At 69.6% G+C, this 23250-nt stretch carries 18 protein-coding genes; 1 reads left to right on the top strand and 17 read right to left on the bottom strand.

Features of this window, described 5'->3' with window-relative positions:
- Positions 1 to 359 precede the first annotated feature (359 nt).
- Positions 360 to 1949: a methyl-accepting chemotaxis protein gene (locus MFF07_RS05685; RefSeq protein WP_373322249.1), complete on the top strand. Its 1590-nt coding sequence runs from the start codon at positions 360 to 362 to the stop codon at positions 1947 to 1949.
- A 157-nt stretch (positions 1950 to 2106) separates the two neighbouring features.
- Here MFF07_RS05685 and MFF07_RS05690 read toward each other — a convergent pair whose 3' ends face one another.
- The 17 genes from MFF07_RS05690 to bchB all read right to left on the bottom strand — a co-directional run bounded on the left by MFF07_RS05690 (position 2107) and on the right by bchB (position 23174).
- Entirely contained in the window at positions 2107 to 3204 is a 1098-nt protein-coding gene (locus MFF07_RS05690) for a phytoene/squalene synthase family protein (RefSeq protein WP_147820367.1), read from the bottom strand.
- On the bottom strand, positions 3185 to 4714 hold the full coding sequence (locus MFF07_RS05695) for a phytoene desaturase (protein ID WP_147820369.1): 1530 nt from the start codon (positions 4712 to 4714) through the stop codon (positions 3185 to 3187). Before MFF07_RS05695 ends, MFF07_RS05690 begins: the two co-directional genes overlap by 20 nt.
- A gap of 103 nt (positions 4715 to 4817) precedes the next feature.
- Positions 4818 to 5735: an alpha/beta fold hydrolase BchO gene (bchO, locus tag MFF07_RS05700; RefSeq protein WP_147820371.1), complete on the bottom strand. Its 918-nt coding sequence runs from the start codon at positions 5733 to 5735 to the stop codon at positions 4818 to 4820.
- Between the two features lie 51 nt (positions 5736 to 5786).
- Entirely contained in the window at positions 5787 to 7775 is a 1989-nt protein-coding gene (locus MFF07_RS05705) for a VWA domain-containing protein (RefSeq protein ID WP_373322251.1), read from the bottom strand.
- A gap of 336 nt (positions 7776 to 8111) precedes the next feature.
- Positions 8112 to 9128, bottom strand: coding sequence for a magnesium chelatase ATPase subunit I (bchI, locus tag MFF07_RS05710; RefSeq protein ID WP_238231071.1), 1017 nt, complete (start codon positions 9126 to 9128; stop codon positions 8112 to 8114).
- 293 nt (positions 9129 to 9421) lie between these two features.
- Positions 9422 to 10639: a 5-aminolevulinate synthase gene (gene hemA, locus MFF07_RS05715; protein WP_147820460.1), complete on the bottom strand. Its 1218-nt coding sequence runs from the start codon at positions 10637 to 10639 to the stop codon at positions 9422 to 9424.
- A 51-nt stretch (positions 10640 to 10690) separates the two neighbouring features.
- The gene (puhE, locus tag MFF07_RS05720) at positions 10691 to 11503 is read right to left on the bottom strand and encodes a putative photosynthetic complex assembly protein PuhE (protein ID WP_147820462.1); all 813 of its coding nucleotides are present in this window, start codon (positions 11501 to 11503) and stop codon (positions 10691 to 10693) included.
- A gap of 7 nt (positions 11504 to 11510) precedes the next feature.
- Positions 11511 to 12599, bottom strand: a complete 1089-nt coding sequence (gene acsF, locus MFF07_RS05725; protein ID WP_147820464.1) for a magnesium-protoporphyrin IX monomethyl ester (oxidative) cyclase — start codon at positions 12597 to 12599, stop codon at positions 11511 to 11513.
- A complete protein-coding gene (locus MFF07_RS05730; RefSeq protein WP_147820466.1) occupies positions 12596 to 12892 on the bottom strand; it encodes an O2-dependent cyclase accessory protein in 297 nt (98 codons plus the stop codon). The genes acsF and MFF07_RS05730 overlap by 4 nt, the downstream gene beginning before the upstream one ends.
- A complete protein-coding gene (gene puhC / locus MFF07_RS05735; RefSeq protein ID WP_187272661.1) occupies positions 12889 to 13350 on the bottom strand; it encodes a photosynthetic complex assembly protein PuhC in 462 nt (153 codons plus the stop codon). The genes MFF07_RS05730 and puhC overlap by 4 nt, the downstream gene beginning before the upstream one ends.
- Positions 13351 to 13371: 21 nt before the next feature.
- Positions 13372 to 14034 (bottom strand): photosynthetic complex putative assembly protein PuhB, encoded by a 663-nt coding sequence (gene puhB, locus MFF07_RS05740; protein ID WP_147820470.1) that lies wholly within the window; start codon positions 14032 to 14034, stop codon positions 13372 to 13374.
- Positions 14034 to 14807 carry a photosynthetic reaction center subunit H gene (gene puhA, locus MFF07_RS05745; RefSeq protein WP_147820473.1) on the bottom strand — a complete coding sequence of 258 codons (774 nt, stop codon included), beginning with the start codon at positions 14805 to 14807 and terminating at the stop codon, positions 14034 to 14036. Before puhA ends, puhB begins: the two co-directional genes overlap by 1 nt.
- 21 nt (positions 14808 to 14828) lie before the next feature.
- Positions 14829 to 16289: a BCD family MFS transporter gene (locus MFF07_RS05750; RefSeq protein WP_238231073.1), complete on the bottom strand. Its 1461-nt coding sequence runs from the start codon at positions 16287 to 16289 to the stop codon at positions 14829 to 14831.
- Positions 16286 to 16987 carry a magnesium protoporphyrin IX methyltransferase gene (gene bchM / locus MFF07_RS05755; protein WP_147813386.1) on the bottom strand — a complete coding sequence of 234 codons (702 nt, stop codon included), beginning with the start codon at positions 16985 to 16987 and terminating at the stop codon, positions 16286 to 16288. Before bchM ends, MFF07_RS05750 begins: the two co-directional genes overlap by 4 nt.
- Positions 16988 to 17000: 13 nt before the next feature.
- On the bottom strand, positions 17001 to 17894 hold the full coding sequence (bchL, locus tag MFF07_RS05760) for a ferredoxin:protochlorophyllide reductase (ATP-dependent) iron-sulfur ATP-binding protein (protein WP_147813384.1): 894 nt from the start codon (positions 17892 to 17894) through the stop codon (positions 17001 to 17003).
- On the bottom strand, positions 17891 to 21610 hold the full coding sequence (locus MFF07_RS05765) for a magnesium chelatase subunit H (protein ID WP_147813382.1): 3720 nt from the start codon (positions 21608 to 21610) through the stop codon (positions 17891 to 17893). Before MFF07_RS05765 ends, bchL begins: the two co-directional genes overlap by 4 nt.
- A complete protein-coding gene (gene bchB / locus MFF07_RS05770) occupies positions 21585 to 23174 on the bottom strand; it encodes a ferredoxin:protochlorophyllide reductase (ATP-dependent) subunit B (protein WP_147813380.1) in 1590 nt (529 codons plus the stop codon). Before bchB ends, MFF07_RS05765 begins: the two co-directional genes overlap by 26 nt.
- Positions 23175 to 23250: the final 76 nt, after the last annotated feature.

Consider the following 23250-nt stretch of genomic DNA (forward strand, 5'->3'; position numbering starts at 1 on the left):
TCCACTTCGATCAATTTTTAGGTGTATATCTGTATCAAAAACACGCAGTGCGCGTGTCATCCAAGATTGCAATGAAGTATATCTTATAGACCAGCAATTTTATTGCTGCGATGGATGGTTGTTTAAATACATAATTGCAACCGACAATCATGGTTCTCTCAAAAAACGTCGATTTCATTCGAGTGTTGAGTATTTTAAGGGTCCATTAAGCAAGGACTGGGAAAGACTGTTATCCGTTATGTTCGATGGGGGCAGCCGTGCAATTTCTTGCTCGATTCAAAATCTTGACGAAGCTACTTTCGGTATTGGTCTTGATCGGCGCAATCATTGGCGGGTGTATCTGGTACGCGCAATCGCAAATGGCCGCGGTCGACACGGCCTACGGCCTCTTCATCAGGAAGGAGGCGGCAGCCGTCGCGAACGGACGCAGGATCAACCGGTTTCTCTTCGAGACGCAGTTCTATGCGTCCCGTATGGCCACCGAGCCGAATGCGGAGCAGCTCCGCCGCATGGACACGCAGTTCGGTGCGGCCATGGATCAGCTCCGTACCATCATCGGTGACGTGCGCAGCCAGGCTCCGAGTTTCGCGGATCGGATCGACGAGGCTCGGGTCAAGATCGATCGCCTGATCGGCTTCTGGACCGAGGCACGCGTGCTCCTGAACCAAGGCCAGGGACAGGCCGCGACCGATCTGATGCGCCGTACGATCGATCCGGAATTCCTGCCGTTCATCGCCTCGATCAGTGCACTCTCGGGCGACATCCAGACCTTCATGCAGAAGGGTGCCGCCTCCCTGTCGGAGCAGACCGATGCGACGCGCAACACCATGATGGTGGTGAGCGCGCTGGGCATGCTCGCCGGGATCGTCGCCGGCATCGCCGTCGTGGTGTTCGGCGTCACCCGCCCGATCGGAAGCCTCGTCGGCATCCTGCAGCGCATGGCGAAGGGCGACATCAACGCCGACATCGCCGAGGCGGCACGCGGCGACGAGATCGGTGCGGTGGGACGTGCCGTCGAAGCCATCAAGACGATGGTCGCGAAGAAGGCCGCCGAAGAGGCCGAGCGCAAGCAGATCGCCGACGAGGCCGCCGCCGTCGAGCGCCGCCGGACGATGATCGAGCTCGCGGACGGGTTCGAGAATGCCGTCGGCGGCATCGTGGCGATGGTCTCGTCCTCCGCAACCGAGCTGCAGGCCACCGCGCAGACCATGACTGCGACCGCTACGCAGACAGCATCGCAATCCACCACCGTCGCTGCCGCCGCCGAGGAGGCCGCCTCGAATGTCGGGACCGTGGCTGCGGCGGCGGAAGAACTCGGCAGCTCGGTCGCGGAGATCGGGCGTCAGGTCAGCGGCTCCGCGGATCTCGCCCGCGCCGCCGTCGGCGAGGCCGACCAGACGGCCGGGCTCGTTCAGGAGCTGACCCAAGCCGCCGCCCGGATCGGCGACGTGGTCGGCATGATCTCCAGCATTGCCGGCCAGACCAACCTGCTCGCGCTCAACGCCACGATCGAGGCGGCCCGTGCGGGCGAAGCCGGCCGCGGCTTCGCGGTGGTCGCGGCGGAGGTCAAGGAACTCGCCGCCCAGACCACCCGGGCGACGGACGAGATCTCCGGCCAGATCGGCCACATCCAGGCGGTGACCGGTCAGGCCGTCTCGGCGATCGGCACCATCGCCGGCCGCATCCGCGACATCAACGTGGTGGCGAGCGCGATCGCCGCCGCCGTCGAGGAGCAGGGCGCCGCGACGCAGGAGATCGTCCGCAACGTCGCCCAGGCCTCCAGCGGCACCAGCGAAGTGACGAGCAACATCGCCGGTGTCGCCAGCGCCGCCGAGGAGACGGGCGCAGCCGCCTCTAAGGTGCTCAGCTCGGCGGGAGAACTCTCCCGTCAGTCCGAGCATCTCGGCAGCGAAGTCTCGCGCTTCCTGGCGACGGTTCGCGCGGCCTGATAACCGGCGACGCCATTGGCCGGTCCCGCGAGCCGGGGCCGGCCAATGGCCGAACGCCGTAGGCAATGCGCGGCGGCGGCGTCCCGTGCCCGATCTGCGGCGACGCACGTTCGGGTTTGCCGCCGACCCGAAGAGGCGAATCTGACGGCCGTTTGTCCTACGCCGTTTCCAGACGCTGCTGTCCCGGCTGGTTCTCGGCGAAGGCCTCACGCTCCTGCAATTGCTCGATGAGATCGAGCACGTGGGCGACCTGGCCGGACACGTCCCACCATGCCGGCAGCCGGCGCGGCACGGGGAGTGCCGGCATCGGATGATCCCGGACGGCGTCGACGAGATAGGCGGTCTCCGGCAGCGGCGGCGCTGCGGCGTCTGGGAGCACAGGCGCCGGCAGCGCGGCGCGGGCGAGCAGCACGGCCTTGCGCGAACCGGGCACGCGGGCGCGGCACGTGACCGAATCGAGACCGTTCGCCTCGATGGCGCGCCCGATCTCGGCATAGATCAGCCGCGCCCCCCGGATCGCCGGACGGCAGCCGAGCGGTAGCCCGCCGATCCCCGGTTCGGAGCGGCGATAGAGGATTTCGGCCGCATCGAGCAGGCGGGCCACGACGGAGCGGATCGCCGGGCTCGCCACGGGGTCGGCCAGGAAGGCGTCGGGATCGATGCCGGCCTGCGCCAGCCAGTCGAGCGGCAGGTAGAGCCGGCCGGCTCGCGCGTCCTCGCCGACGTCGCGGGCGATGTTGGTGAACTGCATCGCCACCCCGAGATCGCAGGCGCGGGCCAGCACCGCCGGATCGCGCACGCCCATGATCAGCGTCATCATCGCGCCGACGGCGCCAGCAACGCGGGCGGCGTAGTCCGTCAGCTCCGAGAGGGTCGCGTAGCGGCGGCCCCCGGCGTCCCAGGCGAGCCCTTCGAGCAGGGCGCGGGGCAGCGCCTCCGGCATGGCGTAGCGCGCGACGAGGTCGGCCAGCGCCCGGTCGGCCGGCGCGTTGGCGGGGCGGCCGGCATAGGCGAGACTCAGGCGCTGCGCCAGGCGGTCCGACGCCATCCGCTGGCGGGCGCGGCTGCCGGCCTCGTCGACGGCGTCGTCCGAGAGGCGGCAGAAGGCGTAGAGGCCGAAGGACGGCACCCGCACCGCGGGCGGCAGCAGCGTCGAGGCCGCGAAGAAGCTCTTCGAGCCCGTGCGGATCGCGGCCCGGCAGGCGGCGTGATCGGCGGCGCTGGCGAGGGGGGCGTCAGGCAAAGACGTGCGCATCCGGCACCAGGCTGTCGAGGACGCGGGCCGAGGACAGCACGCCGGGGAGCCCGGCGCCGGGATGCGTCCCCGCGCCGACGAGGTAGAGGTTCTTCACGTCTTCGGACCTGTTGTGCGGCCGGAACCAGGCCGATTGCGTGAGCACGGGCTCCAGCCCGAAACCGGAGCCGCGGAAGCTCAGGAAGTCGTCGGAAAAATCCTGCGGCGTCGTGATCTTCGAGGTCACGATCGCGTCCTTCAGTCCCGGCAAGACGGAGCCTTCGAGGAAGCCCTCGATCTTTCGGCGATAGGATTCGCCGATCGCTGCCCAGTCCTGCCCGCCGGCGAGATTCGGCACCGGCGCCAGCACGTAGAAGGCGTCGTGGCCGGGCGGGGCGAGCAGCGGATCGGTCGCGGTCGGCCGGTGCAGGTAGAGGCTGAAATCCTCAGCGAGTTTTTTCGTCTCGAAGATGTCTTTCAGGAGTTCTCGGTAGCGCGGCCCCATCATGATGGTGTGGTGGGCGACGTCCGGATATTTCCGGTTCGTGCCGAAATACCAGACGAACAGACCCATCGAGGAGCGCGCCGCGCCGACCTTGCGGTCGCTCCAGCGCCTGCGGCGGTGGCCCTTGAGCAAGTGCGTGTAGGTGAAGGCGGAATCGGCGTTCGAGACGACGATGTCGGCGTCGAGCCAGCTGCCGTCCCGCATCACCACGCCGGTGGCCGCGCCGTCCGTAACGCGGATCGTCGCCACGTCGGCACCGCAGCGGATGCTGCCGCCCTGGCCGCGGATCAGATCGCAGAGCCCGTCCACCAGCCGGCCGGTGCCGCCCAGCGCGAAATGCACGCCCCAGCGCCGCTCGAGATGGGCGATCAGGCAGTAGATCGCGCTGGCGCGGAAGGGGTTTCCGCCGATCAGCAGCGGGTGGAAGCTGAAGATGGTCCGGAGCCGCTCGTCGCGGATGAACTTCGCCACGGTGGCATAGACCGAGCGATGACCGCCGAGCCGCAGCAGGTCCGGCGCGATCCGCAGCATGTCGCCGACGGACTCGAAGGGAACGTGGCCGAGCTCCTCGAAACCGACCCGGCAGATCTCGGCGCTGCGCTGCATGAAGCGTTCGTAACCATCGACGTCCGCAGGCGAAAATCGCCTGACCTCCTCGCGCATGGCGTCGACGTCGCCGCTGTATTCGAAGGTCGCGCCGTCCTCGAAACGGATGCGGTAGAACGGCGACATCGGCACCAGCGCGACGTCGTCCTCCATGCGCCGGCCGGCGAGTTGCCAGAGCTCTTCGAACAGGAACGGCGCGGTGACGATGGTGGGGCCGGCGTCAAAAGTGAAGCCGTCCTGCCGGTGGACGCGGGCGCGGCCGCCCGGCTGTTCCAGCCGCTCCAGCACGGTGACGCGGTAGCCGCGCGCGCCAAGCCGGACGGCGGCCGCCAGACCACCGAATCCCGAGCCGATCACCACCGCGTGCGGACGGCGGTCGGTGTCAAGAACAGCGCTCGGCTTGGCGTCGAGTGTCAACATTGGCTGACACTATGGCGGGGATTTTCCGGCAGGCAAGAGGGAAACGGCGGTCGTTCGCAATCACGTTCGCGCCATGCGACGTGCAAGGCCCGGTCGAGGAGGATCACGGTTCGGCGGATTCCGTGGCCAGAACCCCTGCCAGACGCGCCTCACGCAAGACGAGCTCGGCGACGCGCTCCGGCGCCTCCTCGTGGGCGAGGTGGCCGAGCCCGCGCATCAGCTCGACGCGGGCGTCGGGCAGGCGGTCGCGGACCGCGAAACCGGTCTCCGGCAGGATCGCCTTGTCCTCGCCGCCGACGACCAGGACGGTGTGCTGCCTCAAGCGCGGCAGGTCGCGGTCGAGGGCTTCGAGATCCCAATTCGCCATCATTCCCAAGGCCCCGGCCACGTGGCCGGACTTGGCGAAGAGGCGCTTGTAGAGGTCGAGCCCGGCCGCATCGAGCCGCGATCCGGTGCCGTCGATGAGCCGCTGCACCGCCCGCCGGTCGGCGGTCCAGGCGAAGAATTTCGGCGTCACCGGGTTGAGGAACAACACCCGCGCCATGGTCGGAAACAGGAACGCCGCCGGCCCCGGGAAGGGCTTGAGCGCGCCGTTGAAGGCGATGAGCCGGCGCGGGTCGATGCTGCCATCGATGCACATCCGGGCGAGCACGGCGGCGCCGGCGGAATGGCCCGCGGCCAATGCCGGTACAACACCGAGCGTGCATAACAAGCTGGCCACGGCATATGCCATGCCCGGCAGGGACAATCGCGCCGCCGGCAGCGGATCGGTGAAGCCGTGGCCGGGCAGGTCCGGCGCGACGACCCGGAAATCCTGTGCGAGACGCGGCGCGAGGTCCCGCCAGGAATGCGTGGCCGCGCCGGTGCCGTGCAGCAGCAGCAGCACGGGCGCGTCCGCCGGGCCGAATTCCTGCACGTGCCAGCGCAGGCCCGCCGACTCGACGAACCGGCTCGCGGCGCGGTTCGGCCAGTCGGCGCCGTCGCGCTCCCAATCGGGGCGGTCCGTCTCGAAGAACGCCATGGTGGTCTCTTACTCCGTGGCCCGACCGTTCGCCGCGCCGGCACGCCAGTCTCAGGCGATCGCGGCCCGCACCGCGGCGCTCACGCCGCTCGCATCGGCATAGGGCAGCGGAATGTAGCGCGCATCGGCGACGTCCGCGAGACGGCGGGCGCCCTCGGGGCGGGTACCGGTGTCGATGAGGAGCATGCGCAGGCCGAGGGCCTTGAGCAGACGGCCGGCGGCCAGCGCCTCCTCGCCGGCCCGCGCCCGGCCGCCCTCCCCCGAGCGCGCGACGTTGGCGCGGCCGTCGGTGAGCAGCACGATCACCGGGCTTCCGCCGCCCCGGCGCACGTTGAGCGCGAGGGTCGCGGCGGCGTCGATTCCGGCGGCGAGCGGCGTGCCGCCCCCGCCGGGCAAGCCGCCCAGCGCGCGCTTGGCCCGCACCAGCGAACGCGTCGGCGGCAGAACGATCTCGGCCCCTGCCCCCCGGAACGCCACCAGCGCGACCCGGTCGCGCCGGACGTAGGATTCGGCGAGCAGCAGTTCCACCGCCCCCTTGGTCTCGGCCAGCCGCTCCAGCGCGGCCGAGCCCGAGGCGTCGACGCAGAAGATCGTCGTGGTCTCGGTGCGCTGGCGCAGGCGCTTGATACGAAGGTCGTCGGGGAGGACGACGACGCGGCGGGCCGGTCCGCCGCCGGTCCCGATGGCTCCCCGCCGGATCCGCTGCCACGGCGCGGCGGCCCGCAGCGTTGCGATCAGGTCGAGCCGGCCACGTCGCGGATCGCCGGGCCGGCTTCCAGCCGGGCGGCCCGAGCGCGGCGCGGCCGAGGATGCGCCCATGCGCCCGGCCTTGCCGTCGCGCAGGCGCGGGCCGCTGGCCAGGAGCTGGGCCAGGAGGTTCGGGGGGATCGCGGCGCGGGCGGCCTCCAGCACGATCGCGTCGAGGTCCTGCCGGGTGGTCTCGCCCTCGGTCTCCGAATCGTCGGGCGGCGGGGACGGCTCGCCGGCCTCCGGCGGCGGCGCGTCCTCCGGCTCGGCCTCCGCGTCGGGTGCGTCCGCGGGCGGTTCGGAGGCGGGCAGGCGCGTGGCGCGGGGGGCGAGGACGAGCCGGGCGGCCTCGATCACGTCGGCCTCCGTCAAGTCCGTCCGGCCGTCGAGCCGTGCCGCGAGCCGGGCGATGCGCGCGGCGAGGAGCGGGCCGCGGAGCGACGCGATGCCGAGATCGGCGGCGGCGGCGCAAAGCGTGGCGATAGGGTCGGCGATCGTCCCTCCCCCTTGTGGGGAGGGATCGAGGGTGGGGGTGGTCCCACCGGCCGGCGCGGTGTCAGGCGAAACCACCCCCACCTCCAACTCCTCCCCACAGGGGGGAGGAGAGCCGCCATCTCCGCCGGCCACGCCATGATCTCGAACGGCGAAGGAGCGCTGCGGGGATCCCGGTGCCCTCTCGAGCCCGCCTTCGAGGCCCGCTGGGGCGGGCATCTCAGGATGAGGGTGGGTGTGGGACAATCGGAACTGGGCGAGCGGATCGCTGCCGATGTCCCGCAGCCCGACTCCCGAAAAATCCACCCGGAACGCCAGCCGGTCGGCGAGCGCTTCGGCGGCCGCTTCGTCCGCGCCGCCCTCGTCGAGGAGGATCAGCCCGAAGCGCGCCGGCTGCACGCCCCGCAGGCCGTCGCGTTCCAGGCTGATGCTGCCGGTGTCGAGCGCCGCGCAGAGCCGCGCCACGGTGCCGGCCGAGAGCCGCTCGGCCATCGGCACGACGACGAGGCCGCCGTCGGCCTCGGCCAGCAGGCCGCTCTGCGCCACCGGGCGGCCGGCGCGGAGCGTCGCGGCGAGGTCGAGCCCGCCGAGCAGGCGGTCGTCGGCGATGCCGGTGGGCATGCGGCGGATCGGGGCGTTTTGCGGGAGGCCGGCCTGCAGTGTCGCCAGCCACCGATCGCGGACCGGCCCTGCCCCGGCGCGCACCACGATGCCGCCGCAGCTGTACGGTTCTGCCGCGAGGAGCGCGGCGACGCGGAGGGCGTCGGTCCAGAGGGGAGAGGGGTCAGACACCGGAGGCACGCCGGCAGGCTCCCTCTCTCCGCAAAGATCTCGGGCTTGCCCGATATCTGCACTTTCTGCCGAAGTCGCGCAGGCCCGACTTCGGTTTAGGAGAGGGCCGAGCCGCAGCCGAAGCGAGGATGAGGGGGCGTTGCCATAGGAGGCTCGTCCGGCGGGTCCCCCTCACCTTCGGCTGCCGCCTTGCCGCAGATTTCAGCGCAAGCGCCCGCGGCTCTCCTCCCCCCTGTGGGGAGGAGTTGGAGGTGGGGGTGGTTCCGCTTGCCTCGACCGGACCAGGCTGCACCACCCCCACCCTGTATCCCTCCCCACAAGGGGGAGGGAGGCGATGCCCGCGCATCATCCTGGAAAAACCTCGGCCACCGCCCGCGTCACCCGCGCGGTCGAGCCGGATTCGTCCAGCGGGTTGCGGCGCAGGCGGTGGCGGAGCGCAGAGGGCGCGATGCGCTTGAGGTGCTCGTCGGTGACCGTGCTGGCGCCCTCGAAGGCGGCGAGCGCGCGGGCGGTGCGCATCAAGGTGAGTTCGCCGCGCAGGCCGTCGGTGCCGAGCGCCAGGCAGAGGCGCGCCGCGCTTTCCAGGGCGGCGTCGGGCACGTCCACGCTCGGCAGGAGCTCGCGCGCGCTCGTGAGCTTCTTCTGCAGCGCCTTCTCGGATTTGGCGTGGGCGGCGCAGAAGGCGTCCGGGTCGCGCTCGTAGGCGTCGCGGCGGCGCACGACGTCGATGCGGGTCTTGATCTCGGTGGGCGTCACGACTTCGCAGGCGAGACCGAAGCGGTCCAGGAGTTGCGGGCGCAGCTCGCCCTCCTCCGGGTTGCCGGAGCCGACGAGGACGAATTTGGCCGGATGGCGCAGGCTCAGGCCCTCGCGCTCGACGGTGTTGACGCCGGAGGCCGCCACGTCGAGGAGCAGGTCCACGAGGTGGTCCTCCAGCAGGTTGACCTCGTCGATGTAGAGAAAGCCGCGGTTGGCCTTGGCCAGCAGGCCCGGCTCGAACGCCTTCTCGCCGAGGCTCAGCGCCCGCTCCAGATCGAGCGCGCCGACGACGCGATCCTCGGTCGCCCCGAGCGGCAGGTCGACCACCGGCACCGGCACCTGCACGTTCTTCTTCGGGCGCGGATTTTTTGCGCAATGCGGGCAGGCTTGCGGAGGGCTCGCCGGATCGCAGGCATAGGGACAGCCGGGCACGGCCTTCATGCTCGGCAGCAAAGCCGCGAGCGCCCGGATCGCCGTCGACTTGCCGGTGCCGCGATCCCCGAAGACCAGAACCCCGCCGACGGACGGATCCACCGCCGCGATCAGCAGGGCTAGCTTCATCTCGTCCTGGGCGACGATGGCGGTGAAGGGGAAGGTGGGCACGCGGACCTAACTCGGTTCAGACGCTTCTCCGTCATTGCGAGGCGGAGCCGAAGCAATCCAGGGCCATATCCATGCCGGCGGAGCAATGGCCCTGGATTGCTTCGCTTCGCTCGCAATGACGCGCGGCTATCGGATGATGCGCGCGAAATCCTCTCCCCTCTGCGGGAGAGGGTGGCCCCTGCGTCAGCAGGGGTCGGGAGAGGGGAGCGCCGGTCCCGGAGAGTTCGGAGCCGGCCCCTCTCCCGCCCGCTCCGCGGGCACCCTCCCCCGCAGAGGGGGGAGGGTTTGGAGCCTCACTCCGCCGCTTCCTGCCGCAACCCGATCCGCTGCCAGATCGTGCTCAGCGCCCCCACGAGATGGTCGATATCCGCATCCGTGTGCAGCGGCCCCGGCGTGATCCGCAAACGCTCCGTCCCGCGCGGCACGGTCGGGTAGTTGATCGGCTGCACGTAGATGCCGAACTCGTCGAGCAGGGTGTCGGAGATCGCCTTGCAGAGCACGGGGTCGCAGACCATCACCGGCACGATGTGCGAGGCGTTGGGCAGGTAGGGGATGTTGGCCGCATCCAGCGCCTTGCGGACGCGGGCGACGCGCTCCTGGTGGCGGGCGCGCTCGGCGCTGGACCCTTTCAGGTGGCGGATGCTGGCGGCGGCGCCGGCGGCGACGGCCGGGGGCAGCGAGGTCGTGAAGATGAAGCCGGAGGCGAAGCTGCGCACGAAGTCGCAGAGCTTTTCGCTCGCGGTGATGTAGCCGCCGTGAACCGCGAAGGCCTTGCCGAGGGTGCCCTCGATCACGTCGAGGCGGTGGGCGAGGCCCATGCGCTCGGAGATGCCGCCGCCGCGCGCGCCGTAGAGGCCGACCGCGTGGACCTCGTCGAGATAGGTCAGCGCGCCGTGTTTTTCGGCGACGTCGCAGATCTCGTCGATCGGCGCGATGTCGCCATCCATCGAGTAGACCGACTCGAAGGCTACCAGCTTGGCGCGGCCCGGCTCGATCAGCGCGAGCTTGCGGTCGAGGTCTTCCGGATCGTTATGGCGAAAAATCTGGCGCTCGGCGCGGGAGGAGCGGATGCCCTCGATCATCGAGGCGTGGTTCTCGGAATCCGAGAAGATCACGCAGTTGGGGAGCTTGGCGCCCAGCGTGCCCAGCGCCGCCCAGTTCGAGACGTAGCCGGAGGTGAAGATCAGCGCGGCCTCCTTGTCGTGGAGGTCGGCGAGCTCGCGCTCCAGGAGCACGTGATAATGGTTGGTGCCGGAGATGTTGCGGGTGCCGCCCGCGCCCGCGCCGCAGCGGTCGAGCGCCGCGTGCATGGCGTCGATCACCTTGGGGTGCTGGCCCATGCCGAGATAGTCGTTCGAGCACCAGACGGTGACCTCGCGCTCCCCCTGCCCCGTGTGGTGCGTCGCGCGCGGAAAGCCGCCGCGATGACGCTCGAGGTCGGTGAAGACGCGATAGCGGCCCTCCCGATGGAGTCCGGCGATCTCGGCACCGAAGAACGCTTCGTAGTCCATGGCCGTCCTCCCAAACCGCGGGTGTTTTTCCCCGCACGGTGTTCGTTTCGATCAGTCGCGCGGGGCTGCCGCACTGTCCTTGGTCTCGATCGCGGCGGGCGCGACCCGGTTGCCCGGCAGGCTCCATTGCCAGAGCGCGGCCGAGGGCAGCGGCAGCATCAGGAACCAGTGTTCCAGCACCGCCAGCGCCGTCAGGCTCGCCAGCAGGGTGAAGCCGACCACCTCATAGGTGGCGATCCCCTCGGCCAACAGCGCGCGACCCATGAGCGCAACCGCGATGGTGCCGAGGCTCACCGAGAACGGAAACAGCAGGTTCATCGGCTTCTTGGTGAGGAAGCCGGCGAGATAGCCCAGATGCGCCGGCAGGAACTCGGCGTTGAGGTTGCGCACGCCCAAAAACATGTTGAGCCGGGCCGAGGCGTTCATCAGCACCAGCGTGGCGTAGGTGCAGAGCGCGAAGTGGTTGGGTTGGCCCCAGGTCAGCACCAGGATGGCGAGGCCGCCGAGCACGATCGCGAATTCGTGCCAGAGGCTGGTGGCCAGCGCCGCGAAGAACTTGTCGACGCCGCGCAGGTGCGGCGGGCAGGCCACCGGCCGCGGGCCGGAGACGAAGCCCATGTAGTAGCTCATCTCCTGCCAGCCCCAGACCAGCACCGCCGCCGTGAAGGCGGTGTAGACGCCGGTCTCGGTGGCGTCCGATGCGGTGGAGCCGATCGCCCACAGGGCCGCGAACAGCACCAGCGTCCCGCCGGCCATACTCCACTTGTGGGTCTTTCGCGGGAGGTGATCCAAGAGCAGGATCACCCCGGTGGAGAACCACCAGAGCAGCACCGCGTAGAGTGCAGGCGTGGCGTAGGCCGACATAAGCGCCCTACCACACCGGCTGGAGACGGATGTCGGCCGGCATCTGGTGATCCTTCACCGGAAGGAAATACAGGCGCACGAAGGTGGCGGCGGCGATGACGGTCTGGCCAGCATGCTTGAGCTTGCCCGCGACCCCACCCTCGGCCTTCGCCTCGGCGATCTTGGTCGAGCAGGCAAGGAGCTTGTCGAGGCCCTGCTTGAACTTCGGATTGTCGATGTCGAGCGTGATCGGGAAGGTCTGCTTCGAGATTTCGGAGGTGATCCTAAACACGGTGAAGTCGTAATCCGTCGGCGTGACGCCGAGCGCCTTGTGGAAGGCCGGGCGGCAATGGTCCCGCACATACATCGTCGCGTAGACCGCGAGCAGGAAGAAGCGGATCCAGTAGCGGTTCACGCCCTGAGTGAGCTTCGGGTTCGCGCGCATCAGCAGGGCGAAAGCCTCGCCGTGGCGGAACTCGTCGTTGCACCAGAGTTCGAACCACTTGAAGATCGGGTGGATGCGCCGCTCGGGATGCCGTTCGAGCTCACGGAAGATGGTGATGTAGCGGGCGTAGCCGATCTTCTCGGAGAGGTAGGTCGCGTAGAAGATGAACTTCGGGCGGAAGAAGGTGTATTTCTTGGACTTGGTGAGAAAACCCAGGTCCACGCCGATGCCGAAATCCTTCAGCGTGTCGTTGATGAAGCCGGCATGCCGCGCCTCGTCCCGACTCATGAAGCCGAACAGCTCTTTGATATCCTTGTTCTTCGCGCGCTTGCGCATCTCGGCGTAGAGCACGCAGCCCGAGAACTCGGCCGTGATCGACGAGACGAGGAAATCCAGGAACTCCTTGCGGAGCGCCGGCTCCATCGCGTTCAGGTCGCAGTCGAAGGCGCCGTCGCGGGTGAAGTGGCGCTTGTTCGGGTCGGCGCGCAGCTCCTCGATGAGGATGTCCCACTCGCGCCGCACCGGCTCGACGTTCGTCTTGTCGAGCTCGACGAAGTCGGTGGTGTAGAAGCGCGGGGAGAGGAAGGTGGTCTCCTGGGCCGACTTGGTCGACTCGTTGACCGGGTATCTCGGCACGGGGCCGGTATTCGGGGGCTGAACGTTGGCGTTCATAGCGTCCTCCGCTCGGAAAAACTTACTTCGTAGAGCTCGGTGAGCTCCAGATGCGCGATCAGCTTGGTCCAGGCCCGCTCCAGTGCGCCGGCCCGGGTGACGGTGGCCTGGCGCTTCACGACGATGCGCTCGCCGAAGGGCGGCAGGCTCGGCGCGTCGTGCACCTGAACCTCGTCGCCGGGCTCGATCTCGAAGCCGGCATCCAGGGTGACGTGCGCGTGGAGGCTCTCGGGCGTGTGCTCGATCTCCACGGTGCAAGGCACCTCGACGACGGTCTTGCCGATCCAGCTCATCGGGGCGTCCCGGTGTCGCCGGGCAGCAGGCGGGCGAAGGCGAGCGCATTCGGCTGGCCGAACGCCTCCAGCGGAACCTTGCGGCCGGTGGCGTCGTCGTCCAGCGACAGCGTGCCGTTGTCGTAGCGGGTCAGCGTGAACGGCGCCTCGCGGCCAAGCCCGGCGCGCTGGCGCGCCTGGGCGAGCCCGCGCATCGTCGCGCGCATGAAGTTGTCCTCGCCGGGATGGATCGTCAGCAGCAGCCGGTCGTCGGTGGCGTCGCGCATGGCGATTGAGCCGTCGGCCACGTCCGCCACGCGGAAGGCGACGCTGGAGACGACTTCGGCGGCGGGCAGCTGGGTGAGGCCGACGCTCTCGCTGCGGCCGATCCCGACGGCGAGCATCGTGAACCCCATCAGGGCTCCGGCGCCGATCATCGCTGCCAGCGGCAGCGAGCCCTTTCGCGCAGTCTCCGACATGACCGCCTCCCCTAACATCGCCTAGCGAGCGCCGGCCGCGACGAGCGCACCCTGACGATCGGTTGCGCGTTGCCGCGTCTTGATCACAGGCATAGCCGCATCGGCCTGCCCGGCATAGGCCGAGAGTGCCCGCGCCAGCAGGGCTGCGACCTTTTCCGCCTCCGGAATCGAGCGCAGCATCGGCTCGGGCTGGGTGACGTGCCAGGGCCGGGCGTGGGGCCAGAGGTGGAGGTAGGCGACGCGCTCGCCGGCCTTCATCTGAACGGGCAGGTCGCCGCTGCCGTCGGAGAAGCCGCGCAGGCCCGCGCCCTCCGTCATGGCGTAGGGCAGGTTCAGCGTGATCGGCAGAGCGATGCCGACCCGCATCACCACGCGGCGGTCGGTGATGGTGTAGACGGTCGTGCGGTGGACGAGCCACGAGAAGAGCAGGAGCAGCGCCAGCGCGCCCGCGCCGATCGCCAGCGTCGGCACCGCCATGGCCAGCGCCGAGGCGTAGGAGCCGTCCGAGGCGGCCAGCCCGCCGAAGACGAGGGCGGCCAGCGCGAACCACGCCGTCACGAGGCGGGCGTGGAAGATCCGCGAAAACGCGCCGGTGACGGTGGGGGCACCCTGCCAGAGGATGCGCTCGCCGGGGGGAAGCGGCTCGGGCAGGCCGCGGGGGGAGAAAGGCTCCGGCTTCTTCATCACAGCAGCGGCTCCGCGCGGTACGGGGTGGCGTAGAGGGTGCCGGCGCCGAAGTAGGAGACGATACGCTCCTCTTCCTGCAGGGTCACCGAGTCGGGGTCGGCAGTCGTCGGGATGCCGGCGAACTGCGCGGCGAGCAGCGCCTCGGACTTCACCGTCCGGGTGATGCTGCCGGTGGTGCAGAAGGTCGCCGGCATCAGCACGCGCTTGCCGCCGACGCCGAGCTCGACCTCGTAGTAGCGCACCATGGATTCGCCGCGGTCGATCCAGAGATCGCTGACGGTGCCGGCGACCTGCCGGTCTGCGCCGAACACGGTCATGCCGATGGGGTTCGGGCCGTCCTCGTGGACCACGAAATGGTCGGCGACGCGCAGGGGCACGATCCGCTTCTGGCCGTCGAAGGTGTGGTCGTGCTCGTCGTCGCGGTTCGCCCAGGAGCCGGGGCCGACGCGGTCGGTGAGCGGGTTGCCGGTGGGATCGTAGGGGGCGCCCGGCCAGGGCTCGCGCTTCCGGCTCGCCACGTCGGTATCGTAGGTCGGGTCGGGCGCCGGCGCGTATTTCGTGATGCCGTTCGAGAGGAGGAAGGCTTTTGGCCGCGGGATCAGCACCGGATCCGGACTCTTGAGGCGGCCGAAGGCTTCGGCCTCGAGGGGATAGCCCTCGCGGCGGTCCTCGCGGCGCAGCCAGAACACCAGCCCCGCGAAGAAGATCCAGAACGCGTACAGGGTGACCTGCGCGACGTCGATGTATCCGGTGATTTCGCCTCTCGGCAGCATGGTCGTTCTCCCGAAGGTTCAGCTGGGGTGGTTGACGAGGGTCTTGGGTGTGAGCAGGCGCGCGCGTCCCTCGTCGGGGCGTGCCGTCCGGGTACTCGCGCCGGTTTCTGCGCGAACCAGCGGCCCGATCGCGATCAGCGTCGCGAACAGGAAGGCGATCTCGATGTGGTAGACGATGAGGTAGCCGATCGCCGGCTCGTTCATGCCCTCGCCGAGCACGCCGGACTGGGCTACCGCCGCGCCGAGGTCGCGCAGGATGCCGCTCGCCGCGATGGCGAGGCCGGCGGCCGTCGCCTGCACCGCGCCCCAGGCGCCGAGGGCGAGGCCGGTATCCTCCGGGCCGGCCTTGGCCATCGAGGCGGTGAGCGTCCCGTGAGCAAAGAGGCCGCCGCCGAGGCCGATCAGGGTGACGCCGGCGGCGAACAGCTGCGCCGAATCGAGGGGCGCTGCGAAGATCACCGCGGAGAAGGCCGCGATGCCGATGACGCTGCCGGCCGCCGCCACGCGAAAGGCGTCGCCGCCGCGGTTGAGCCAGCGCGCCGCGATCATCAGGCCGATGCCGCCGCCGGCCGCCAGCATCGCGGTCAGCGCCGTGGTCTGGCCGACCGACAGGCGGAGGATCTGGCCGCCATAGGGTTCGAGCAGGATGTCCTGCATCGAGAAGCCGGCCGTGCCGAGGCCGATCGCCACGAGGCGGCGGCGTGCTGTGCCGTCACCGGCATAACCGCGCCAGGACTCCGCGAAGCTCGCGCGCGGCGCGGACTTGTCCGTCCGGTTCGGGTCGCGGGCTTCCTGCTTCCACAGGGCGATGCCGTTGAGCACGATGGTGACGACCGCCGCGCCCTGGATCACCTTGATCAGCCGGAGCGGCGAGAAATCGGCCAGCAGCAGACCGAAGACCAGGGCGCTCACCACCATGCCGGCGAGCAGCGCCGCGCAGAGTAGCGCGACCACCTTCGGGCGGGCATGGGCGGGGGCGAGGTCGGTGGCGAGCGCGAGGCCCACCGTCTGCGTGGTGTGGAGCCCAGCCCCGACGAGGAGGAAGGCGAGTGCGGCCGCCACGTGGCCGACCCAGTGCGGCCCGGTGGTGTCGCCGGACAGGATCAGCAGGGCGAAGGGCATGATGGCGAGGCCGCCGAACTGCAGCAGCGTGCCGAACCAGATGTAGGGAACCCGCCGCCAGCCCAGCACCGAGCGGTGCGTGTCCGAGCGGAAGCCGACGAGCGCCCGCAAAGGCGCGAAGACCAGCGGCAGCGACAGCATCACCGCGACGATCCAGGCCGGCACCTCGAGCTCGACGATCATCACCCGGTTCAGCGTGCCGATCAGCAGCACCGCAGCCATGCCAACGGTGGCTTGGAACAGCGCGAGTCTGAGCAGGCGGCCAAGGGGCAGTTCCACCGTCGCCGCGTCGGCGAAGGGGAGGATCGACGGGCCGATGCGCAGGAGCGCATCGGTGAGGGCGCGGGTCGGCTTCATGAGCGACGAAGCTCCAGCGCGTTCGACAGGTAGAAGAAGCTGTTGATCCGCTTGGTGCGCTCCACCGAGAAACGGCCCAGCGCCGATTCCTTGGCGATCAGCCGCTTCAGCCCGCCCTCGGTGACCGGCACGATCGCGGGTGCCCGGTCGCTCTTCGGGAAGAACGAGCCTGCCGCGTGCATCACGGTGAGGAGCGCGGTGCGCGGCGCCACGGTGAAGACGATCGAGCCGTCGGTGCGCAGGGCCAGTTCGGCCAGGGCGCGGACGATGTCGGTGCTGCGATAGTGGATCAGCGAATCCATCGCGACGACGTGATCGAAGCGGCCGAGCCAGGGATCGAGCATGTCGCCCACGCGAAAGTCGATCGAGCCGGGGCCGGCGATCTCCGGCAGGCGTTCGCGGGCGAGGCCGACGAGCGTCGGCGAGACGTCGATGGCGACGACCTCGGCCCCGCGCCGGGCCGCTTCGACGGCAAGCGCTCCGGTGCCGCAGCCGGCATCGAGCAGGCGCTTGCCGGTCATGTCCTCCGGCAGCCACGAGAGCAGGTTCGCCCGCATGGCGTCGCGCCCGGCCCGCACCGTCGCGCGGATCTTGGAGACCGGCGCATCGGAGGTCAGGCGCGACCAGGCCTCGACCGCGGTGCGGTCGAAATAGGTGGTGAGCTGGCCGCGGCGGAGGCTGTAGGTCGAGCTGGTCATCGCGCGAAAAACCTCAATCGAACCCGAGGAACTCGAACAGGTCGCGGTCCTTCATCGGCGTGGCGAGGCATGGATCGCCGCCGGCCCAGAGCGTCTCGGCGAGTTTCATGTATTCGGCGACGACGAGGTCGCGCTCCGGCGAGGCTTCCATCTCGAACAACGTCGACTTCTTGAGGCGCGAGCGCCGGACGATGTCGAGATCGGGGAAATGGGCGAGACGCTTGAGGCCGACGGCGTCGTTGAAGCGGTCGATCTCGTCGGTCTTAGCCGAACGGTTGGCGATGACGCCGCCGAGGCGGACATTGTAGTTCTTCGACTTGGTGTGGATCGCCGCGACGATGCGGTTCATCGCGAAGATCGAGTCGAAATCGTTCGCGGTGACGATCACCGCCCGGTCGGCATGCTGGAGCGGCGAGGCGAAGCCGCCGCAGACCACGTCGCCGAGCACGTCGAAGATCACCACGTCGGTGTCTTCGAGGAGGTGATGCTCCTTGAGCAGCTTCACGGTCTGGCCGACGACGTAGCCGCCGCAACCGGTGCCGGCGGGCGGTCCGCCGGCCTCGACGCACTTCACGCCGTTATAGCCCTCGACCACGAAGTCCTCGACGCGCAGCTCTTCCGAGTGGAAGCCGACGGCTTCGAGGGCATCGATCACTGTGGGGGCGAGGCGCTTGGTGAGCGTGAAGGTCGAATCGTGCTTCGGGTCGCAGCCGATCTGTAGGACGCGCTTGCCCAGCTTCGAAAAGGCGACCGAGAGGTTCGACGACGTCGTCGACTTGCCGATGCCGCCCTTGCCGTAGACCGCGAACACCTTGGCGGTGTCGATCTTCAGGTCCGGATCGAGTTCGACCTGGAGGCTGCCCTCTTCCTTGCGTCCGATGACCGGGTTGCGAATGGCGATGTTCATGCGGCGACTCCTGCCGGGATACTTGCCGTGATGCCTTCGAGGCGGTCTTCGAGCTCTTCCTCGGCACGGTCGAGCGCGTCGCGCGTCTCCGAGTCGGGGGTCCAGAAGCCGCGGCGGTGCGCCTCGATCAGTCGCTGGGCGACCTTGGCCGAGGCGGTCGGGTTGAGCGCGGCCATGCGTTCGCGCATGGCGGGGTCGAGCACGTAGGTCTCGGTGATGCGCTGGTAGACCCAGGGCGCCACCGCGCCGGAGGTGGCCGACCAGCCCATGGTGTTGGTGAGATGCGCCTCGATCTGGCGCACGCCCTCGTAGCCGTGGCCGAGCATGCCCTCGGTCCATTTAGGGTTGAGCATGCGCGTACGGGTCTCGAGCGAGACCTGCTCGGAGAGCGAGCGCACGACGCCCTCGCCCCGGGTCTGGTCACTGATGAAGATCGGCACCGCGTCGCCCTTGGCGCGGGCCACCGCCCGGCCCATGCCGCCGAGACCGTCGAAGTAATGGTCGACGGAGGTGACGCCGACTTCGACCGAGTCGAGGTTCTGGTAGGCGAGGTCGACCTTGGCGAGCACGCTCGCCATCAGCCCGCGCTGCGCGGCGGCCTTGCCGTCGCGGCCGTAGGCGAAGCCCTTGCGGCGCGAGAAGGTCTCGGAGATCTCGTCCTCGTCCTCCCAGCGGCCGGATTCGACGAGCTGGTTGACGTTGGCGCCGTAGGTGCCCTCGGCGTTCGAGAAGACCCGGAGCGCCGCCGTCTCGATGTCGCAGCCATGCTCGGCCTGATGGGCCAGGGTGTGCTTGCGGACGAAGTTCTGCTCGACCGGCTCGTCGGCGGTGGCGGCGAGGAACGAGGCCTCGGCGAGAAGCTTCGTCTGCAGCGGCAGCAGGTCGCGAAAGATGCCGGAGAGGGTGACCACGACGTCGATGCGCGGGCGGCCGAGGGTTTCGAGCGGGATCAGCGTCGCGCCGCAGAGCCGGCCGTAGCCGTCGAAGCGGGGCGTTGCGCCGACGAGGGCCAGGGCCTGGGCGATCGGGCCGCCCTCGCTCTTCAGGTTGTCGGTGCCCCAGAGCACGATGGCGACGCTCTCGGGCAGCGGCGCACCCTCGTCGCGATAGCGGGCGAGGATGCGGTCGGCCTGCCGCCGGCCGTCGGCCACGGCGAAGGCGGAGGGGAGCCGGTAGGGGTCGAAGCCGTGGATGTTGCGGCCCGTGGGCAGAACGGACGGGTTGCGCAGCAGGTCGCCGCCGGCGACGGGGGGAATGAAGCGGCCGTCGAGCGCCCGCAGCAGGGCGGGGATCTCGTGGTCGCGTGACAGCAGTGCGTCGGTCTCGCGCAAGGCCGTGAAGGCTGCGCGGTGGGTGTCGTCGAGCGGCAGGCCGCCGGCTGAGAGGGCCGCGTCGATGCTCTCGCCGGCGACCAGGGCTTCGATGCCGGCGCGCTCGGGGATCAGGCCGTTCGAGGCCTCCGCCAGCGCGAGCAGCAGGTCGACCCGCTCTTCGGGCGGCGTGCCCTGGCCGACGACGTGCAGGCCGTGCGGGATCAGGGTGTGTTCGAGTTCGGAGATCGCGAGGCCGAGCTTCAGCACCTTGCCGCCGAGGTCGTCGGCCCAGATCGGCTCGGCCGGCACGAGGTCGAGGGCGGCGGCCTGGATCTGGATCAGCTCGGCGAGGTCGTGGCGCTCGCCTTCGGCCTCGGGCTCCAGGGCACGCCAGCGCTCGATCGAACTCTTGAGGTCGATCAGGCCGCGATAGAGTCCGGCCTGGGCGAGACTCGGCGTCATGTAGCTGACCATGGTGGCCGCGGAGCGGCGCTTGGCGATCATGCCCTCGGAGGGGTTGTTGGCGGCGTAGAGGTAGATATTCGGCAGCGATCCGATCAGCCGCTCCGGCCAGCAGGATTCGGACATCCCGGTCTGCTTGCCGGGCATGAATTCCAGCGCGCCGTGCGTGCCGAAATGCAGCACGGCGTCGGCGCGGAAATCCTCGCGCAGGTAGCGGTAGAAGGCCGAGAAGGCGTGCGTCGGCGCGAAGCCGCGCTCGAACAGCAGCCGCATCGGGTCGCCCTCGTAGCCGAAGCCCGGCTGCACGCCGACGAAGACGTTTCCGAGCTGCACGCCGAGGACGAACAGGACCGAGCCGTTGCTGTTCTGGCGGCCCGGAGCCGGCCCCCATTGCGCCTCGATCTCGGCGAGATGCCGCTCGCGACGGACGTGGTCGTCGGCGGGAATGCGGTGATGGACGTTGGCGGGCGTGCCGTAGCGGGCGGCGTTACCGGCGAGCACCGCGTTGCGCAGATCGTCGACGCTCTCCGGGATCTCGACGTCGTAGCCCTCGGCCTTGAGGCCCTTCAGGGTGTTGTGGAGCGACTGGTAGACCGAGAGGAAGGCGGCCGTGCCGATCGAGCCGGCATTCGGCGGGAAGCCGAACAGCACGATCGCGATCTTGCGCTCCGCCACGGCCTTGCGACGCAGCGACACCAGCCGCTCGACGCGGGCGGCCAGCATGTCGGCCCGCTCGGGATGGGCGCGCATGTCGCGGGCGTTCGCGCCCATCGAATTGCTCGAACGTCCGCCGAACACCATCGGCGCGGTGGCGCCGTCGAGTTCGGGGATCGCCACCATCATCGTGGCCTCGACCGGCGAGAGGCCGCGATCGGAGCCTTCCCACTGCTCGATGGTCTGGAATTCGAGCGCGTGGGCGGCGAGGTAGGGCACGTCGAGGCCGGCCAGGGTCGCCTCGGCCGCGGCCGCATCGTTGTAGGCCGGGCCGCCGACGAGGGAGAAGCCGGTGAGCGAGACCACGGCATCCACCGCCGGGCGGCCGTCGCGCGTGAAGAAGGCCTCGACCGCCGGGCGGTTGTCGAGGCCGCTGGCGAAGGCCGGCACGACGGAGAGCCCGCGGCCTTCCAGCGCCGCGATCACGCCGTCGTAATGCGCGGTGTTTCCGGCGAGCACGTAGGAGCGCATCACCAGCAGGCCGACGCGGCCCTTGCCGGCAGCAGTCACGGGAAGCCGCGAGACGTCTTCGCCGATGCGGCCGCTCATGCGCGGGTGGTAGAGGCCGGTCTCGGGGTAGCTCAGCGGCGACGCCGCTGCGGCGATCTCGCGCCAGGCTTCGCGCGGGCCGGCGGCGTAGCGGCCGACGAGGAAGCGCACGAGGTTGGCGATGTTCTCGTCCGAGCCCGAGAGCCAGTATTGCAACACGAGGAAGTAGGAGCGCAGGTCCTGCGCCTTGCCGGGGATGAAGCGCAGGATTTTTGGCAGCTTGCGGATCATCGCCATCTGCTTGGCGCCGTTGCCCTGGGCCCCCGGCTTGCCGCGCAGCTTCTTCAGGAAGTCGAGGGCGCCCGGCGTCGTCCCGTCCATGTTGAGACGGTTCATCCGCGTGGTCTTGACGATCTCGGAGGCCGAGAGCGCGCCGATCATCGCGTCGCACTGCCCGCGCCGCGCCAGCAGCGACGGCAGGATCGCCTTCACGTGCTCGTCGATGAACAGCATCGCGGAGAAGACGATGTCGGCGCGGGCGATGTCGGCCTTGCACGCTTCGAGCGCGCGCGGGTTGGTGTCCCATTCGGACGCCGCGTGGAAGTCGACCACGAGGCCCGGCATCTCGTCGCGGAGCCGCAGGCGGCCGCGCTCGAGCGCGCTCGCCATGTGGTTGTCCATCGTCACGAGGACGATGCGGAGCGTCGGGCGCTCAGCGGCCGAAATGCGCTTTGGCATCGTACAGGGTCTCGACTGTGATGATCGCGAGTTCGCGCTCGCGGGCGAAACGTTCGGTGTTCGCGCGGGCCTTGCCGCGCACGAAGAAGGGGATCTTTCGCAGTTCCTTTTCGGCGTCGGCGGCCCAGGGGGCGGGGCCGTCGATGGTGATCGATGCAGGGATCGGGGGCGCAGGCGACGGCGCGAGCGGCGGAGCAGCCGTCGCCTGCTCCACGGCGTCGGCGCTCTCCCTCGGCTTGCCGCCGAGATGCGAGGGCGCGACGCCATCGTGGAATTCGGGGTCCTCCCGGAACATGCCGAGGAGATGCTCTTCGAGGCCCATCATCAGCGGGTGGACCCAGGTGTCGAACAGGACGTTGGCGCCCTCGAAGCCCATCTGCGGCGAGTGGCGGGCCGGGAAATCCTGGACGTGGATCGGCGCCGAGATCACCGCGCAGGGCACGCCGAGGCGCTTGGCGATGTGGCGCTCCATCTGCGTGCCGAGCACCAATTCCGGCTGCGCCGCCTGGATCGCGGCCTCGACGTCGAGGTAGTCGTCGGAGATCAGCGCCTCGATTCCGTGCTCCGCCGCCTCGGCCCGGATCTCCCGGGCGAACTCACGAGAGTAGGTGCCGAGGCCGACGACCTTGAAGCCGAGTTCGGTCGCGGCGATCCGGGCGGCGGAGAGGGCATGGGTGGCGTCGCCGAAGATGAAGACGCGCTTGCCCGTGAGGTAGGTCGAGTCGACCGAGCGCGAGTACCAGGGCAGCCGCGAGGGCGCGCCGGCGAGCACCGGTGCCGGATCGACGCCGGCCAGTTTCGCGACCGCCTCGACGAAGCGCTCGGTGGCTTTCACGCCGATCGGGACGATATCGACGAAGGGCTGCTTGTGGGTCTTCTCGAGGTATTGCGCAGCGGCTTTGGCGATCTCGGGATACATCACGACGTTGAAATCCGCCGCGCTCAGCGTGCCGAGATCGGCCGGGGTGGCGCCCATCGGGGCGACCACGTTCACGTCGATGCCGAGTGCACCGAGGAGTTTGCGGATCTCGACGATGTCGTCGCGGTGGCGGAAGCCGAGGGCGGTGGGGCCGAGGATGTTGCAGATCGGCCGGCGGTTTTCACGGGGCGCGCGCTCGACCGGCTGATTGGCGAGAGCCCGGACCAACCGATAGAAAGTCTCGGAGGCGCCCCAGTTTTCCTTCTTCTGGTAGGCCGGTAGCTCCAGCGGGATCACCGGGATCGGCAGGGCCAGCGCCTTGGCGAGGCCGCCCGGATCGTCCTGGATCAGCTCCGCCGTGCAGGACGCGCCGACGATCATCGCCTGCGGCTGGAAGCGCTCGTAGGCTTTCGCGACGGCGTTCTTAAAGATCTCGGCGGTGTCGCGGCCGAGGTCCTGAGCCTGGAAGGTGGTGTAGGTGACGGGCGGGCGGGCATCGCGCCGCTCGATCATCGTGAAGAGCAGGTCGGCGTAGGTGTCGCCCTGAGGCGCGTGCAGCACGTAGTGCAGGCCCTTCATCGCCGTGGCGATGCGCATCGCGCCGATATGGGGAGGCCCCTCGTAGGTCCAGACGGTGAGCTGCATCAGGAGCGCTCCCCACCGAAGTGGACGCCGGTTCGGCGCAAGGGAGCGCGACCGCCCTGGAAGCTGAGATCATGCA

Source organism: Methylobacterium thuringiense (assembly GCF_022179645.1).
GTDB classification, from domain to species: domain Bacteria; phylum Pseudomonadota; class Alphaproteobacteria; order Rhizobiales; family Beijerinckiaceae; genus Methylobacterium; species Methylobacterium thuringiense.

Bases quoted from the DNA above. Each gene is read 5' to 3' on its own strand.
- MFF07_RS05685 (WP_373322249.1), top strand. From the start codon at position 360: ATGGCCGCGGTCGACACGGCCTACGGCCTCTTCATCAGGAAGGAGGCG.
- MFF07_RS05690 (WP_147820367.1), bottom strand. From the start codon at position 3,204: ATGCGCACGTCTTTGCCTGACGCCCCCCTCGCCAGCGCCGCCGATCAC.
- MFF07_RS05695 (WP_147820369.1), bottom strand. From the start codon at position 4,714: ATGTTGACACTCGACGCCAAGCCGAGCGCTGTTCTTGACACCGACCGC.
- bchO (WP_147820371.1), bottom strand. From the start codon at position 5,735: ATGGCGTTCTTCGAGACGGACCGCCCCGATTGGGAGCGCGACGGCGCC.
- hemA (WP_147820460.1), bottom strand. From the start codon at position 10,639: ATGGACTACGAAGCGTTCTTCGGTGCCGAGATCGCCGGACTCCATCGG.
- puhE (WP_147820462.1), bottom strand. From the start codon at position 11,503: ATGTCGGCCTACGCCACGCCTGCACTCTACGCGGTGCTGCTCTGGTGG.
- acsF (WP_147820464.1), bottom strand. From the start codon at position 12,599: ATGAACGCCAACGTTCAGCCCCCGAATACCGGCCCCGTGCCGAGATAC.
- MFF07_RS05730 (WP_147820466.1), bottom strand. From the start codon at position 12,892: ATGAGCTGGATCGGCAAGACCGTCGTCGAGGTGCCTTGCACCGTGGAG.
- puhC (WP_187272661.1), bottom strand. From the start codon at position 13,350: ATGTCGGAGACTGCGCGAAAGGGCTCGCTGCCGCTGGCAGCGATGATC.
- puhB (WP_147820470.1), bottom strand. From the start codon at position 14,034: ATGAAGAAGCCGGAGCCTTTCTCCCCCCGCGGCCTGCCCGAGCCGCTT.
- MFF07_RS05750 (WP_238231073.1), bottom strand. From the start codon at position 16,289: ATGAAGCCGACCCGCGCCCTCACCGATGCGCTCCTGCGCATCGGCCCG.
- bchM (WP_147813386.1), bottom strand. From the start codon at position 16,987: ATGACCAGCTCGACCTACAGCCTCCGCCGCGGCCAGCTCACCACCTAT.
- bchL (WP_147813384.1), bottom strand. From the start codon at position 17,894: ATGAACATCGCCATTCGCAACCCGGTCATCGGACGCAAGGAAGAGGGC.
- MFF07_RS05765 (WP_147813382.1), bottom strand. From the start codon at position 21,610: ATGCCAAAGCGCATTTCGGCCGCTGAGCGCCCGACGCTCCGCATCGTC.
- bchB (WP_147813380.1), bottom strand. From the start codon at position 23,174: ATGCAGCTCACCGTCTGGACCTACGAGGGGCCTCCCCATATCGGCGCG.